Consider the following 15,409-nt stretch of genomic DNA (forward strand, 5'->3'; position numbering starts at 1 on the left):
CTCCCCTTGTGGGAGAAGGAAGCCGGGCGAAGCTCGGTCGGATGAGGGGTGTTCCAGCTTGGCAAACCGCAATCCGTCCAGCACCCCTCAACCGTCTTGGCGCTGCGCGCCAATCCACCTTCTCCCACAAGGGGAGAAGGAAACGAGCGCGGTCGCCCGTGATTGAGACGGAAGAGGCCCAAACAGAAATCTCGAATGGAATAGTTGTAGATGCCCACCGTCGCCCCGCTTGATCTCGAAGGCCATTGCGTCGCCGCCGTCTTCCTCGGCGACGTGCCGCATTTCGCGCTGGCCGATGGTGCCGTCCATCGGCTCGACCATGGTCACAAGACCATTGAGGCCAATGACGGGCTGCTCGCCGCCTTCCACGATGCGGCCAATGACCGGCTGATCACAGGCGGCGAGGATGGCAAGATTTCCTCTGTCACCGCGGGCGGCGACGTCCAGGAACTGGCCAGCGCCGGGAAAAAATGGATCACCAGCGTCGCAGCCGGACCGCAGGGCGCGGTTGCCTATGCGACGGGCAAGACCGCCTTCGTGCGCTTCGCCGACGGCAAGACCAGGGAATTTGCCCATCCGCGTTCGGTCGAGGGGTTGGCGTTCTCGCCCAAGGGCATGCGCTTCGGTGTTGCCCGCTACAATGGCGCGACGCTGCATTTCCCGGCCACCGAAGGTAAGCCGGCGGAGCTCGAATGGGCCGGCGCCCATACCGGCATCACCTTCTCGCCCGACGGTGCGTTCCTAGTCACCACGATGCAGGAGAACGCCCTGCACGGCTGGAAGCTTGCCGACGGCAAACACATGCGTATGAGCGGCTATCCCGGCAAGGTCAAAAGCCTGTCATGGAGCGCGAAAGGCAAGTGGCTGGCGAGTTCCGGTGCACCGGCGGCGATCGTCTGGCCGTTTTCAGGCAAGGACGGCCCGATGGGCAAGGCGCCCCTGGAACTCGGCACGCGCGGCAACGCCATGGTGACGGCAGTCGCCTGCCACCCGAGCCAGGATGTCGTCGCCGTCGGCTATGATGACGGCATGGTGATGGCGGTACGCTTTTCCGATGCCAAGGAAGTGCTGTTGCGGCGACAGGGCAAGGGCGCCATCACCTCGATGATGTGGGACAAGGAAGAGCGCCGCGTCGCCTTCGGCAGTGCGGCCGGCGATTGCGGCGTCATCGACATCACGGCGTAAGGTGTGCTGAAATTCAGGTGAGGCCGGCCTGCAAACGACAGCTCTCTGCGCTTCCGGTGCTCACGGACCCGAACGTCCGCTCCGCTCCGGTTCTCGAAAGCCATCATTTTCGGCTCGGCCTGACCTGAATCTCAACACACCCTGGTCTGGGATCACTCGGCGCCGCAGGATACCTTGCCGGTCAGATCGGTGGTCTTGCCATCGCCGTCCTTGTCGGCGGTGCTGTCATAGACGGCAAGCGTGTACTGCCCGTCATAGACACCTTCATCGCTGGCCTTGGTCAGGATYGTCAGTTCGACGGAGCTGAAGGTCTGGGCCACCTCGTGCTCATGATAGATGTTCAGCCGCAGATCCTTGTCGTCGAGCCAGTATTGGGTGAGGTTGGCATCCTCGAACACGGTCTTGCGCAGATGGTCGTCAGCGGGCCTTGCCTTGATTTCGAGGTCGCCGCGAAAGTTGAAAGTCGGGCCGCCCATGCCTCTGGTGACACCGGCGCCGACCTCGAATGCCACCGCCGCATCGTCGACATTGCACCAGATGCCACCGGAGGCGCGGGCCATATTGGCCGACAGGAACAGCGCTGCCGCGCAGATGATCGTTCGCATTTTTCCCCCCGCGTAGGCCCAATGCCGTCCACATTGGCGCTGACTTCCGGATCAGCGTCAAGCGTTGCCACCAGCGGCTGAGCCAATGCAGGACAGACGCGCGGCCGATTGCGGTCGCGGACATGGATTGGCTAAGAGGGACGACCAGGGGGGTTTTCATGCATAGCGGCAGTTCAAGGACGTCCATCGGCGGCATCGATCGTGATCGCATTGCCGACCTGCGCGAGACCGAGGCGGCAGCCTTCCGCAAGGCGCGGCCGAAATCACAGGCGAAGGTCGGCAATGGCCTGCCTGGCTTCTTCGGCGGCGTGCCGATGCACTGGATGAACGACTGGCCGACGCCGTTTCCGATCCTGGTCGACAGAGCCAGGGGCGCCACCATCACCGATATCGACGGTATCAGGCTCGACGATTTCTGCCTTGGCGACACAGGCTCGATGTTCGGTCATTCGCCGCCGCCGGTGGCGCGCGCCATCCGCCGCCAGGCCGGACGTGGCCTGACCTATATGCTGCCCTCCGAAGACGCACTCGCCATCGGCCCGCTGCTGCAGCAGCATTTCGGCCTGCCGTTCTGGCAGATCGCGACGACGGCGACCGATGCCAACCGCTTTGCGCTACGGGTCGCCCGCGCCGTCACCGGACGCGAAAAGATCCTGGTCTTCAACGGCTGCTATCACGGCTCGGTCGATGAGACGATGGTGCGGCTGGTGGATGGTGTTCCGGTCAACCGGCCGGGACTGGCGGGCGAATTCCGCGACCTGACCCGCACGGCGAAGGTGATCGAATTCAACGATGTCGCCGCACTGGGGGCCGCGCTTGGGGACAAGGATGTCGCCTGCGTCATTGCCGAGCCGGTGCTGACCAACTCCTGCATGGTGCTGGCCGATCCGGGCTTCCATGACGCGTTGCGCAGGCTGACGCGTGAAGCCGGTACGCTGCTGCTGATCGACGAGACGCACACCATCTCGACAGGCCTGGGCGGTTACACCAGGAAATACGGGCTGGACCCGGACTTCTTCGTGCTGGGCAAGCCGATCGCCGGCGGTGTGCCCGCCAGTGTGTGGGGCATGAGCGACGGTGTCGCCTCGCGCTATGCGGCCTACAACAGGGAAAAGGAGCCGGGCTATTCCGGCATGGGCACGACGCTCTCGGCCAATCCGCTGCAGTTTGCGGCGATGCGCGCCACGCTCGAAGAGGTGATGACCGAAGACAATTATGCCCGCATGGACCATCTGGCGCGGCGGCTCGACGCCGGGCTGACCGGCGTCATCGACCGTTATCGCTTGCCCTGGCATGTTGCCCGCGTCGGCGCCCGCGTCGAGTTCATCTGCGCGCCCGGCCCGCTGCGGAATGGCGGCGAGGCCGAGACGGCGCATGCGCCGGAACTGGAAGCCGCCATCCATGTCGCGCTGGTCAATCGCGGCGTGCTGATTGCGCCCTTCCACAACATGATGCTGATCTCGCCGGCGACCACCGGCGCCCAGGTCAACCGGCTGATCTCCGCCTTCGGCGCGGTTGCGGCGAAGCTTGCGGCATGAGACAAGCGGCTAACACATGGGCGCGCCAAGCAAAGCCGGACAGATCATGACCTCACCTTCGGGCTCGACGCCCACCGAGGCGCAAGCCTTCCTCGAGGCCCATCCCGAGATCGAGGCCTTCGATATCGTGCTGACCGACGCCAATGGCGTCGGCCGCGGCAAGATCGTGCGCCGGCATGAGCTGAAAAGCATCTTCGAGGGCGGCCGGCACATGCCGATCTCGATCCTCGGCCTCGATATCACCGGCGAGGATGTGCACGAAACCGGGCTGATCTGGACAACCGGTGACGGCGACCTCAGGGCCTGGCCTATCCCCGGCACGCTGGTGCCGCTCTACGGCACGAACCCGCCACGCGGCCAGTTGCTGATGGAGATGTATCACCTCGACGGCCAGCCGATGTCGTCGGATCCGCGCCTGGCGCTGGCACGGCAAGTGGCGATCCTGGCCGCCAAGGGTCTTCATCCCGCCGGCGCCTTCGAGCTGGAATTTTTTCTCCTGGCCAACGAGCGCGATGCCGACGGCAAGGTGCAGCCGGCGCGCGCCGTGCTCGACGGCCGCGTCTCGGGCAAGACAGAAGTCTATTCCGTCGATCACCTGCACGGCATGGAGCCGCTGTTCTCCGACATCTATGCGGCTGCCAAGGCACAAGGCATTCCGGCCGAGACGGTGATTTCCGAATATGCGCCTGGCCAGTACGAATTGACGCTGAATTACCGCAAGGACGTGATGCGGGCGGCAGACGACTTGGTCATGCTGAAGCGGCTGGTGCGGGCACAGGCGCGCCGACACGGCGTCACCGCCTGTTTCATGGCCAAGCCAATCGAAAAATATGCCGGCTCAGGCATGCATTTCCACGTCTCGCTGCAGGACAGAGCGGGCCGAAACGTCTTTGCCGAAGCCGGCGGCGAGAGCTGGTCGCTGCCGCTGCTGCGCGGCCTTGGCGGCCTGATCCAGACGATGGCCGAATCGATGCTGGTGTTTGCGCCGCATGCCAATTCCTGGCGGCGCTTCGTCTCGCAATCCTATGCGCCGGTGGCGCCGACCTGGGGCGTCAACAACCGCTCGGTGGCGCTGCGCGTGCCGGCCGGCGACGCGAAGAACCGGCGCATCGAGCACCGGCCCTCGGGCGTCGACGCCAACCCCTATCTGATCGCCGCTACAGTGCTCGCCGGCATCATCAAAGGTCTCGACGAAGGTCTCGATCCCGGCCCGGAAACCACCGGCAACGGCTATGAGGCAGCGGTGACGCGCACGACCATGCCGGTCGACTGGCGCGCCGCCATCGAGGCCGCGCGAGCATCCAGCTTCCTGAAGGGCGCGCTCGGCGAAGACCTGCACCGCACCTTCGTGGCGATCAAGCAGTCCGAGTACCTGCGCGTGGCGCGCACGGTGAGCGAACTGGATTATCACCTCTACCTGCACGAGGTCTGAGAGCTTTTTGATCAGGCGGCGATCACTTTTTCGCCGCCTCCATCAAATGAGGTGGCGCGCCCGCCTTCAAGAACATATCATGAACATATGAGCGCACTTACCGTCCGCGAAAAGCTAGCGATCCTGTCCGATGCCGCCAAGTACGACGCCTCCTGCGCCTCATCGGGCGCGGCGAAAAAGGATTCCCTGAAATCCGGCGGGATCGGCTCCACCGAAGGCATGGGCATCTGCCATTCCTATGCGCCGGATGGGCGCTGCATTTCACTGCTGAAAATCCTGCTGACCAATTTCTGCATCTACGATTGCAGCTATTGCATCAACCGCTCGTCGTCGAATGTGCGGCGCACCCGTTTCACCGTTGACGAGGTGGTGAAGCTGACCATGGATTTCTACCGGCGCAACTACATCGAGGGCCTTTTCCTGTCCTCAGGCGTCATCCGCTCGCCCGACGAGACGATGGGCGAGATGGTCGAGGTGGCGCGAAGGCTGCGACTGGAAGAGAAGTTCTCCGGCTATATCCATTTGAAGACCATTCCGGAAAGTTCGGCGGAACTGGTCGAGAAAGCAGGCCTCTACGCCGACCGGCTGTCGATCAATGTCGAACTGCCCACCGATGAGGGCGTCAAAAAACTGGCGCCGGAAAAGAAGCCGGAAACGATCCGGCTTTCGATGGCCAGGCTGCGCGAGAAGATGGAGGAAAAGGCCGAGCCGACGCTGAGGACCAAAAAGCGCGAACGCTTCGCGCCGGGTGGGCAGTCGACGCAGATGATCGTCGGCGCCGACAGCACCACCGATGACGGCATCCTTCATACCAGCGCGCGGCTCTATGGCAGTTACCATCTGCGGCGCGTCTATTATTCCGCGTTCAGCCCGATCCCGGATTCGTCGTCGTCCCTGCCCTTGCAGAAACCGCCGCTGATGCGCGAACACCGGCTCTACCAAGCCGACTGGCTGATGCGGTTTTACGGATTTTCGCAGCCGGAGATCCTGGCCGGCAGCAGCGACGGCATGCTCGACCTCGCCATCGATCCGAAACTGGCGTGGGCGCTGCGCAACCGGGGACGGTTCCCCGTGGATATCAACCGCGCTGATCGAGAGGCATTGTTGCGCGTGCCCGGTCTCGGCACCAAGGTGATCGCCAAAATCCTGGAGACCCGACGTCACCGGCGGCTGCGGCTGGAAGATATCGGCCGTCTCTGCCAGTCGATCGCCAAGCTCAGGCCATTCATCGTCGCCGAAGGCTGGTCGCCGGGCGCGCTCACCGACAAAGCCGGTTTGCGCGGCAAGATCGTGCGTTCCTGCGAACAACTGTCCCTGTTTTGACCATGCGACCGGCACAGCTCGATCTTGCCAGATATACGGTTCGGCTCGACGCGGAGACCGACTTTTCCGGCTGGCGCGACGCGGCACGCCGGCTGGCCCTGAATGAAGTCGGGCCCGATGACATCAGCTGGCATGTCGAGCCGGGCTCCAATCAAACCGATTTGCCCGACCTGCCTGCGGGCGTGCAACTGGTGGTGCCGCGCGACTTCGTCGAGCATGCCGAAATCGCCTTCTGCCATTCAGACCCCGGCCGGTTCGCTTTTCTCTACCGGTTGCTCTGGCGGCTGCGCACAGAGCCGAAGCTGCTGGCAATTGCATCGGATCCAGACATCAGGCGTCTCGAAACCATGGAGAAAGCGGTGCGGCGCGACATCCACAAGATGCGCGCCTTCGTACGCTTCCGGAAGATCGGCGACGGTGACGAGGAGCGCTATGTTGCCTGGTTCGAGCCGGATCATTTCATCGTCGAGCGCAACGCGGCTTTCTTCGTCAGGCGCTTCACCGGCATGCGCTGGACCATTTTGACGCCGCATGCCTCTGCCGACTGGGATGGCGACAGGCTGGCGATCGGGCCTGGCGCCGTCAAGGGCGATGCGCCGGCGCAGGACGATACCGAAGCCCTGTGGCGCACCTATTTCGAGAACATCTTCAACCCGGCGCGGCTGAAGGTGAAAGCCATGYAGAAGGAGATGCCTAAGAAATATTGGCGGAACCTTCCCGAGGCCTCGCTCATTCCAGAACTGATCTCGGGAGCGGACAAGGCCGCTAAGGACATGATTGCCAGAATGCCAACGACACCCGCGCCGCACCACGCCAGGCTGCAGGCAAAGCATTGGCCGAAGAATGAGCCGGCTGAGGCCCTGGAAGATCAGGCCGCCAACACCATTTCCGAATTGCGAGAGGCGGCAAAAGGTTGCCGGCGCTGCCCGCTTTGGCGCGACGCCACGCAGACCGTGTTCGGCGAAGGGCCTGACGGCGCCAAGGTGATCTTCGTCGGCGAACAGCCCGGCGACCAGGAGGATCTGGCCGGCAAACCTTTTGTCGGCCCGGCGGGCAAGGTGTTCGATGCGATCCTCGACGACGCGGGGGTTGACCGCCAGAAGGTCTACGTCACCAATGCAGTCAAGCACTTCAAGTTCGAGCCGCGCGGCAAGCGGCGCATCCATTCCAAACCGAATGCCGGCGAGGTTCAGGCCTGCCGCTGGTGGACAGACAAGGAGTTCGAGCTGATCAAGCCGAATCTGGCCGTGGCACTCGGCGCAACGGCGGCCTTGTCGCTGCTTGGCAAGGCGATCCCGGTGACAAAAATGCGCGGCCAGGTGATCGAACGCGAGGACGGCTTGCGTGTCTTCATCACCATCCACCCCTCCTTTATCCTGCGCATCCAAGAGCCCGCGGACAAGGAAGCTGAACGCCAGCGGTTCCTGCAAGACATGAAGCAGGTGAAGCGGCTGATGGCCGCTTGAGGTTACCGGATCAGAATTGCCCGCAGGTCGTTTACATTCGTGCCAGTCGGGCCGGGTACGAATAGATCGCCTATCGCATTGAAGGCCGTCCAGGCATTGTTGCCCGCAAGCATCGCCTTGGCGTCGACGCCGGCCGCGCGCATGCGCGACACGGTCGAACCGTCGGCGAAGGCCCCGGCATTGTTTTCCGAACCGTCGATGCCGTCTGTGTCGGCGGCGAGCGCGTGAATGCCTTGCGCGCCGTTGATGCCGATGGCGAAGGCGAGCAGGAATTCCGAATTGCGGCCGCCCTTGCCTTTTGCGCGCAAGGTCACTGTCGTCTCGCCACCGGACAGGATCAGCACTGGCTTTGCGAATGGCCGGTTGCGCGTCGCCACTTCGCGCGCGATGGCCGCATGGACGCCGCCGACCTCACGCGCCTCGCCTTCGATGGCATCGGAAAGGATGACGGCTTCGATGCCTTGCCGTTTCGCCTCAGTGGCCGCTGCTTCGAGCGAGACGCCGGCCGAGGCAATCAGATGCACCTCGTTGCGTGAAAAGCAGGGATCATTGGGGTTTGGTGCATCGGCGGCAGGCGTGCTGATATGCGCCATCACCGCAGCCGGCAGTTTCATCCCATAGGCTGCAATCGACGCCATCGCGTCTTGACGGCTGCCGGTATCCGGCACGGTCGGACCGGAGGCAACCAGGGCAGGATTGTCGCCGGGAATGTCGGAAACGACCAGGGACACCACCTTGGCCGGCCAGGCGGCGGCAGCCAACCGTCCACCCTTGATGGTGGAAAGATGTTTGCGGATGGTGTTCATCGCTGCGATCGGCGCACCAGACGCGAGGAGCGCCTCATTGACGGCAATCTCGTCGGCCAGCGTCAGGCTGCCGGCGGGCGATGGCAAAAGCGCCGAACCACCGCCGGAAATCAGCGCCACGACTAGATCATCCGCTGTCAGCCCTTGGACCTTGGCGAGCAGGCGTTGCGAGGCTTCCAGGCCCGCGGCGTCCGGCACCGGATGCGCCGCCTCGATGATCTCGATGCGCTCGCATGTCGCGCCATAACCGTAGCGGGTGACGACCAGCCCCTCGATCGGCCCGTCCCAGACCTTCTCGAAGGCCGCTGCCATCTGCGCGGAGCCTTTTCCCGCGCCAATGACGATGGTGCGGCCCTTGGGCCTCGCCGGCAAATGATCCCGGATGGTTCGCTCCGGATCGGCGGCGGCGACGGCGGCGTTGAAGATGGAGGTGAGGAACGTCTTGGGGTCGCTCATTGTTCTTCCGGGGGCAGTGCCAGACCGCGCTTGTCGATGCCCAAATGATCGCAAAGTGCCTCGACGACGACGCCGTGATCCTGGCGCTCCGGCAGGCCGGAAACGGCGATCACACCGATGACGCCGGCGCCCTTGACCGTGACCGGGAAACCACCTCCGGCCAGCACATAATCAGCAATATCCAGCCCTTCGCCGATCTTGAAGGTGCGATCGGGGCGCTGTTGTTCCAGCACCATGCGGTAGGTGCTTTTCAGGAACCGCTTGACCACATTGATCTTGCGCCGCGCCCAGTCGGGATTGGAGGCGTTCGAACCTGGCATCGCGGCATAGAACAGCGGGCGGTCGAAAGTCCTGATGTCGACGATAACAGGCAGGTTCTCGGCCAAGGCTCGATCACGGATGGCCGAGCCGATCTTGAAGGCCACGGCCTCATCGAAGGCGGGAAAGACAAGAACGTCTTCCTGTCTCGTGATCAGAGCGATGTCTTCGGCAACGGCCATGTCGTTCCCCTGTCAACTTCGCCGCACGCTTTGACCGATGGCTGCCGCCGGGTCAAGCAAGGAAACACATCGGAGGGTGCCTAAATCGCCATGTCGGATTTGGCCGCTCGCCCGGCCACATAGACCTCGCGCACGGCGCGATCGTCGCCCAGCGTCTGCAAGAGAAACAATTCCTGTGCCAGCGTCTCGACCGTTTCCATCCTGAGCCGCATCGCCGATGTAGCCCTGGCATCGAGTACGACGATGTCGGCGTCGCTGCCTTCATCCAGCGAGCCGACCTTTTCCGCCACCGACAGCGCCTCGGCATTGCCGCGCGTCATCTGCCAGAAGGACTGGAAGGGATTGAGCTTCTCGCCATTCAGCGCAATCACCTTGTAGCCTTCGTCCATGGTGCGCAGCATGGAATAGTTGGTGCCGCCGCCGACATCGGTGGCGGCGGCGATCCGGATCGGTTTGTCGCGGCGGCGAAGGCGCTGGTAGCCGAACAGGCCGGAGCCGAGGAACAGGTTCGAGGTCGGACAGAACACCGCCACCGAACCGCTGTCCGACAGCGCATCCGCCTCACGGTCCGACAGATGGATGCAATGGCCGAACAGGCTCTTTGTCCCCAACAGCCCAAAGTGCTCGTAAACGTCGGTGTAGTCGCGCGACCACGGATAGAGTTCCTGGGTGAAGGCGATTTCGGCGTGGTTTTCCGACAGGTGCGTCTGCATGTGCAGGTCGGGGTACTCCCGGCACAGCGCGCCGGCCATCTCCATCTGTTCCGGTGACGAGGTGATGGCGAAGCGCGGTGTGATCGCATAGTGCTGGCGACCCTTGCCGTGCCATTGCGCGATCAGGGCCTTGCTGTCGTCGTAGCCGGATTGCGGCGTGTCGAGCACACCGTCGGGTGCATTGCGGTCCATCATCACCTTGCCGGCGATGTTGAGCATGTTGCGGTCATGCGATTCGGCAAAGAAGGCCTCGGCGGATGCCTTGTGCACCGAGCAGTAGGCGGCCACCGTCGTGGTGCCGTGGCGCACCATCTCGTCGAGGAACAGCCGTGCGACGCGGCGGCCATGCTGCGCATTGGCGAATTTCGTCTCTTCCGGGAAGGTATAGGTGTTCAACCAGTCGAGCAGTTCGGCGCCATAGGAGGCGATGATCTGCATCTGCGGGAAATGCACATGCGCGTCTATGAAGCCCGGCAGCAGCAGATGCGGCCGATGGTCGATCTTTTTCGCTGCGTCGCCTGCCTGTTTCTCGACGTCTGCATAGGCACCGGCGGCGACGATCCGGCCGTCGCGGAYCAGCAGGCCACCATCCTCCTCGTAGCGCCAGGCGGAATGGTCATCGATGGTTTGCGGCCAGCGCACGAAGGACAGCGTGCGGCCGCGCAGAAGTGTCGAGGTCATGCTATTTCCCTGCGCCTTCGAACCAGGCCACCAGCAGCGCCCGTTCCTTGTCGGTAATCTGCGAGACGTTGGCCGGCGGCATGGCGTGGCTGCGGCCGGCCTGCAGATAGATCTCGCGGGCATGGTTGGCGATGTCGGCGTCGGTGTCGAGCATCACCCCCTTTGGCGCGTGGTAGATACCCTCATAGACCGGCTCCGCCGCGTGGCACATCGAGCAGCGGCCAAGCACGGTATCGCGCACGGCCGGGAAATGCGCTGATGCGACATAGATCTGCGCGGCGGCCGATTCTTTCGGCTCGCCGGTCAGCACCTTCGGCGCGGTCGACAGCCAGATGATGATGATGAACAGGACAACGGCTCCCAGCCAGGTCCAGGTCGGGTTACCCTTGCGCGCATGGACGCTGTTGAAATAGTGCCGGATCAGCACGCCGATGATGAACACCAGCGAGGCGATGACCCAGTTGAACTGCGTGCCAAACGCCAGCGGATAGTGGTTCGACAGCATCAGGAACAGCACAGGCAGCGTCAGGTAGTTGTTGTGCAGGGAGCGCTGCTTGGCGATCTTGCCGTATTTCGGATCGGGCTTGCGGCCGGCGATGAGGTCGGCAACAACGATCTTCTGGTTGGGGATGATGACCATGAAGACGTTGGCCGACATGATCGTCGCGGTGATGGCGCCGAGATGCAGGAAGGCGGCACGGCCGGTGAACAGATGGGTGAGGCCCCAGGCGATGAACACCAGCACGCAGTAGAGCACCAGCATCAGGCCGGTGTCGCTTTTTCCCAGCGGCGAACGGCACAGCAGGTCATAGACCACCCAGCCGACGCCGATCGTCGCCAGCGACAGCAAGATGCCGACCGGCACCGACATTGGCAACACATTGGGATCGATCAGGAACAGATCGGCTCCGGCATAATAGACGACGCACAGCATCGCAAAACCGGACAGCCAGGTGGCGTAGGATTCCCATTTGAACCAGGTCAGGTGCTCAGGCATCTCGGCCGGCGCCACCAGATATTTCTGGATGTGGTAAAAGCCGCCGCCATGCACCTGCCATTCCTCGCCGAAGGCGCCGACAGGCATGCCAGGGCGCTGCCGCAGGCCGAGATCGAGCGCCACGAAGTAGAAAGACGAACCGATCCAGGCGATGCCGGTGATGACATGCAGCCAACGCACGGCGAAGCTCAGCCAGTCCCAGAAAATCGCGAAATCCATCATTGAAGTCGTCCCTGCCGATGACGCGACTTTACGGTGTCGCGCGCAAACGGAAAGAGGCGAGGTGCGCGATGACTTTCAAAAAAAAATGGAAAATACTAGGTTGTTGAACGCAGCTGGATGAGAGCCACGAAACCGCATGGCCTATCTCGACAACATCGCCGTCTTCGTTCGCGTCGTCGAGCTCGGCAATTTGTCGGCGGCAGGCCGCGACATGCGCATTTCGCCGGCGGTCGCCTCCAACCGCATCAAGGAGCTGGAGAAGCATCTGGGCGTGCGGCTGTTCAACCGCACCACACGGCAATTGATGCCGACCGAGCATGGCACGGTTTTCTATTCGGGCGCCAAGCAGGTGCTGGAGGCGATCACCGAAGCGGAAGCCGCCGTTTCGGCACTGTCCGGACAACCGCGCGGCACCATCCGCGTGACGGCACCGCTCGGCCTCGGCCGCCGGCTGGTGGCCTCGGGCATCCCCGATTTCCACGACAAATATCCCGACATCGAAGTGCGGCTGAGGCTCTCGGACCACAATGTCGATATCATGAAGGAAGGCATCGACGTCGCCTTCCGGCTCGGCATCATCGAGGATTCCAGCCTCAGGATGCGCGGCATCATGGAATGCGAACGCGTACTGGTGGCAGCGCCGAAGTATCTGGAAGCGCGCGGCGAACCCGTTGAGCCGCAGGAACTGATCGGCAAGAAGCACGACTGCCTGATGCTGCGCTATTCCGGCGCGCGCGAATATGTGTGGACGTTGCAGACCCCCACCGGCCAGCAGAAATTCGAGGTGCACGGGCCCTACGACACCGACGATGGCGACGTGCTGACCGGCTGGGCGCTGTCCGGCCGCGGCATCATCAACAAGCCGCGCTTTGAGGTCGAGCCGTTCATCCGCGACCGGCGGCTGAAGGTGATCCTTAGCAACACGCCGCCGACGCCGGTGCAGTTCGCCGCCGTCTATCCGCACAAGAAGCTGCAGGACCCCAAGGTGCGGCTGCTGCTCGACTTCATGGCCGAGCGCTGCCAACGGCTGATCAAAGATCTTCTCGCTGGCAAGTAAGGGTTGGCTGGCAAGCAAGGCTGGTTCGAAAGTGATGGCTGGCAAGCAAGTGACCGGCAGTTGGCCCAGCGCCGGCGGTTGCCATCGCTGGACGTGACGAACATAGTTCCGATGGTATTTCGCCTTGCAGGGACCATCGATGGACAACGGCGCCACAATGCATCTTGCCGTTTCACCGCTTCCGGGAACCTCCGAGCCATCGCCAGGAGCCGAGCCGGACTTCAGCCTTCTGGCGCGGTTTGTCCAAAGGGCCGAAGTGGCCGGTCTGGACATGGTGATTTTCGCCGATTCCGCGCCGGCTTCCGGCAGCGATGCCGCGACGATGCCCTTCGAAGCGACGACCTTGGTGGCCGCGCTGGCGACGGTAACGATCACGATCGGGCTGGTCGCGGCGGCCTCGACGGTTGCCCACCAGCCCTACAATCTGGCGCGCCGTTTTGCTTCGCTCGACATCATCAGCCATGGCCGCGCTGGCTGGAACGCGACGATGGMGCAGGCCCCGCGTGAGGCAGCCAATTTCAGCCGCCCGGACGGGTTTTCCGCTGACGATTTTCGCCGCCGCAGCGAGGAATATTTCGCCATCGTTCAGGGCTTGTGGCAAGGCTGGGACGAAGACGCGCTCAAGTTCGACAAGAGCGGCGGCCGCTTCCACGATCCCGAAAAGATGCACCTGCTCGACCACAGGGGCGAATTCTTTTCGGTGCGCGGGCCGCTGAACGTCGCGCGCTCGCCACAGGATACGCCGGTGCTGGTGCTGTCCGGCCTGTCAGCGGCAGACATGGACATTGCCGCTCGCACCGCCGATGTCGTCCTGCTGGACAGCGAACCGATCGAGAGCGTGAAAACCCGCCATGACGATCTGAAGCGCCGCGTTGCCGCCTGCGGACGCGACCCGGATGTCGTGAAGGTGCTGATGAATGTCTCGCACGTCATTGATGAAAAGCTTGCCGTCACCGCCGATCGTCTCGACGACATGTTCCGGTCGAAAAGCTGCGATGGGTTCAACATGCAGATGCCGGCGGAGCTTTCGGCACTCGACAATTTTGTCGATATGGTTTTGCCGGCGCTGCGGCGACGCGGCCTGTTTCGAGAAAGCTATCGCGGGACAAATTTGCGGTCGCATCTTGGGATTGCCGGCGGAGGTGATCGATGACCGCCGCTTCCCGCCAGATGAAGCTTGGCGCCTTCCTGTGGGCGACAGGCCATCATATCGCCGCCTGGCGCCATCCCAACGCACATGTGACCGCCGGCATCGACATCGACCATTACATCCAGCTGGCGCGCACAGCGGAGGCGGCGAAGTTCGATATGGTCTTCTGCGAGGATGCCGCCGGCCTGCGCGAAGCCAATGTCGCCATCGCCAGCCAGACCTCGCGCTCGATCGGCTTCGAGCCGATCAGCCTTCTGTCGGCGCTGGCCGTCCAGACCAGCCGCATCGGCCTCGTCTCCACCGCGTCGACAAGCTACAACGAGCCCTACGGCCTGGCGCGGACCTTCCTGTCGCTCGACCATCTGAGCGGCGGTCGGGCCGGCTGGAATCTGGTCACTTCGGCCAGTCCCATCGAGGCCGCCAATTTCGGTTCGACCGGCTTGCGGCCGCATGCCGATCGCTACGAGCGGGCGCGTGAGTTCGCTGATGTGGTCACCGGACTTTGGCGCGGCAATCCAGATGGGGCTCCCGGTCACGATGGCCAGAGCTTTTCGGTGAGGGATCCGCTCGATCTGCCGCGTTCGCCGCAGGGCGCACCGGTGCTAGTTCAGGCCGGCGCCTCGGATGTCGGCCGCGACCTTGCCGCCCGCACCGCCGATGTGGTGTTCACGGCGGCGCAGACCTTCGAGGAAGCGAAGGCCTTCTACGACGATCTCAAGGGGCGCCTGGTGGCCTATGGGCGAGAGCCCGACGACATCAAGATCATGCCCGGCGTCGCACCAGTAGTGGCTGAAACCGCGGCGCAGGCCCAGGAAAAATACGAGGAATTGCAGGAGCTGATCCCCGACGATGTCGGCGTTGCGCTGCTGTCCAGCTACCTCAGCATCGCCGATCTGTGGCGCTATCCGATCGATGGGCCGCTGCCCGAGCTGCCGCCCAGCGAAGGCATGCAGAGCCGGCAAGCGCTGGTCATCGAGCAGTCGCGCCGCGACAACCTCTCCATCCGCCAGCTGGCGCGGCATTTCGCCGGCGCCCGCGGCCACTGGCGCATCGTCGGAACGGCGGCCGAGATCGCCGACGAGCTGCAGGCGCGGTTCGAAGGAGGTGCTGCCGACGGCTTCAACGTCATGCCCTCATATTTCCCCGGCGAACTCGATGCCTTTGCGACACTCGTCGTGCCGGAACTGCAGCGGCGTGGCCTTTTTCGCAAGGATTATGAAGGCCGCACGCTGCGCGACCATCTGGGCTTGAAGCGGCCGATGTAGCTGCGATGTAAGA

At 63.5% G+C, this 15,409-nt stretch carries 13 protein-coding genes; 8 read left to right on the plus strand and 5 right to left on the minus strand.

The annotated features are described in order from the left end of the window. Positions 1-210 precede the first annotated feature (210 nt). A complete protein-coding gene (locus ACXJ7R_RS02485) occupies positions 211-1,185 on the plus strand; it encodes a WD40 repeat domain-containing protein (protein ID WP_457150429.1) in 975 nt (324 codons plus the stop codon). Positions 1,186-1,337: 152 nt separating this feature from the next. Here ACXJ7R_RS02485 and ACXJ7R_RS02490 read toward each other — a convergent pair whose 3' ends face one another. Further along, positions 1,338-1,790 carry a hypothetical protein gene (locus tag ACXJ7R_RS02490; protein ID WP_457150430.1) on the minus strand — a complete coding sequence of 151 codons (453 nt, stop codon included), beginning with the start codon at positions 1,788-1,790 and terminating at the stop codon, positions 1,338-1,340. A gap of 158 nt (positions 1,791-1,948) precedes the next feature. Between ACXJ7R_RS02490 and ACXJ7R_RS02495 the strand changes: the two genes are divergently transcribed. The 4 genes from ACXJ7R_RS02495 (at position 1,949) to ACXJ7R_RS02510 (ending at position 7,549) form a co-directional block, all read left to right on the plus strand. Beyond that, positions 1,949-3,328, plus strand: a complete 1,380-nt coding sequence (locus ACXJ7R_RS02495; protein WP_457150431.1) for an aspartate aminotransferase family protein — start codon at positions 1,949-1,951, stop codon at positions 3,326-3,328. Between the two features lie 46 nt (positions 3,329-3,374). After that, positions 3,375-4,760, plus strand: coding sequence for a glutamine synthetase family protein (locus ACXJ7R_RS02500; protein WP_457150432.1), 1,386 nt, complete (start codon positions 3,375-3,377; stop codon positions 4,758-4,760). A gap of 87 nt (positions 4,761-4,847) precedes the next feature. After that, positions 4,848-6,083: a putative DNA modification/repair radical SAM protein gene (locus tag ACXJ7R_RS02505; RefSeq protein WP_457150433.1), complete on the plus strand. Its 1,236-nt coding sequence runs from the start codon at positions 4,848-4,850 to the stop codon at positions 6,081-6,083. Between the two features lie 2 nt (positions 6,084-6,085). Continuing rightward, positions 6,086-7,549, plus strand: coding sequence for a UdgX family uracil-DNA binding protein (locus tag ACXJ7R_RS02510; RefSeq protein WP_457150434.1), 1,464 nt, complete (start codon positions 6,086-6,088; stop codon positions 7,547-7,549). 2 nt (positions 7,550-7,551) lie between these two features. Here ACXJ7R_RS02510 and ACXJ7R_RS02515 read toward each other — a convergent pair whose 3' ends face one another. The 4 genes from ACXJ7R_RS02515 to ACXJ7R_RS02530 form a co-directional block, all read right to left on the minus strand. After that, a complete protein-coding gene (locus tag ACXJ7R_RS02515) occupies positions 7,552-8,811 on the minus strand; it encodes a glycerate kinase type-2 family protein (protein ID WP_457150435.1) in 1,260 nt (419 codons plus the stop codon). Further along, positions 8,808-9,311, minus strand: coding sequence for a heme-degrading domain-containing protein (locus ACXJ7R_RS02520; protein ID WP_457150436.1), 504 nt, complete (start codon positions 9,309-9,311; stop codon positions 8,808-8,810). The genes ACXJ7R_RS02515 and ACXJ7R_RS02520 overlap by 4 nt, the downstream gene beginning before the upstream one ends. 80 nt (positions 9,312-9,391) lie before the next feature. After that, positions 9,392-10,705, minus strand: coding sequence for a guanine deaminase (gene guaD / locus ACXJ7R_RS02525; protein WP_457150437.1), 1,314 nt, complete (start codon positions 10,703-10,705; stop codon positions 9,392-9,394). Between the two features lies 1 nt (position 10,706). Next, positions 10,707-11,924, minus strand: coding sequence for a urate hydroxylase PuuD (locus ACXJ7R_RS02530; protein WP_457150438.1), 1,218 nt, complete (start codon positions 11,922-11,924; stop codon positions 10,707-10,709). 136 nt (positions 11,925-12,060) lie between these two features. Here ACXJ7R_RS02530 and ACXJ7R_RS02535 point away from each other — a divergent pair, with 136 nt between their 5' ends. The 3 genes from ACXJ7R_RS02535 to ACXJ7R_RS02545 all read left to right on the plus strand — a co-directional run bounded on the left by ACXJ7R_RS02535 (position 12,061) and on the right by ACXJ7R_RS02545 (position 15,396). After that, complete coding sequence (locus ACXJ7R_RS02535; RefSeq protein ID WP_095083019.1) at positions 12,061-12,981, plus strand: LysR family transcriptional regulator; 921 nt, start codon at positions 12,061-12,063, stop codon at positions 12,979-12,981. A 139-nt stretch (positions 12,982-13,120) separates the two neighbouring features. Next, entirely contained in the window at positions 13,121-14,134 is a 1,014-nt protein-coding gene (locus ACXJ7R_RS02540) for an LLM class flavin-dependent oxidoreductase (RefSeq protein ID WP_457150439.1), read from the plus strand. Further along, positions 14,131-15,396, plus strand: coding sequence for an LLM class flavin-dependent oxidoreductase (locus tag ACXJ7R_RS02545; protein WP_457150440.1), 1,266 nt, complete (start codon positions 14,131-14,133; stop codon positions 15,394-15,396). Before ACXJ7R_RS02540 ends, ACXJ7R_RS02545 begins: the two co-directional genes overlap by 4 nt. Positions 15,397-15,409 lie beyond the last annotated feature (13 nt).

Source organism: Mesorhizobium sp. P5_C1, assembly GCF_054049815.1.

Excerpts from the sequence above, each read along its gene's own strand:
- ACXJ7R_RS02485 (WP_457150429.1), top strand. The coding sequence starts at position 211 with ATGCCCACCGTCGCCCCGCTTGATCTCGAAGGCCATTGCGTCGCCGCC.
- ACXJ7R_RS02495 (WP_457150431.1), top strand. The coding sequence starts at position 1,949 with ATGCATAGCGGCAGTTCAAGGACGTCCATCGGCGGCATCGATCGTGAT.
- ACXJ7R_RS02500 (WP_457150432.1), top strand. The coding sequence starts at position 3,375 with ATGACCTCACCTTCGGGCTCGACGCCCACCGAGGCGCAAGCCTTCCTC.
- ACXJ7R_RS02505 (WP_457150433.1), top strand. The coding sequence starts at position 4,848 with ATGAGCGCACTTACCGTCCGCGAAAAGCTAGCGATCCTGTCCGATGCC.
- ACXJ7R_RS02515 (WP_457150435.1), bottom strand. The coding sequence starts at position 8,811 with ATGAGCGACCCCAAGACGTTCCTCACCTCCATCTTCAACGCCGCCGTC.
- ACXJ7R_RS02520 (WP_457150436.1), bottom strand. The coding sequence starts at position 9,311 with ATGGCCGTTGCCGAAGACATCGCTCTGATCACGAGACAGGAAGACGTT.
- ACXJ7R_RS02530 (WP_457150438.1), bottom strand. The coding sequence starts at position 11,924 with ATGATGGATTTCGCGATTTTCTGGGACTGGCTGAGCTTCGCCGTGCGT.
- ACXJ7R_RS02535 (WP_095083019.1), top strand. The coding sequence starts at position 12,061 with ATGGCCTATCTCGACAACATCGCCGTCTTCGTTCGCGTCGTCGAGCTC.
- ACXJ7R_RS02545 (WP_457150440.1), top strand. The coding sequence starts at position 14,131 with ATGACCGCCGCTTCCCGCCAGATGAAGCTTGGCGCCTTCCTGTGGGCG.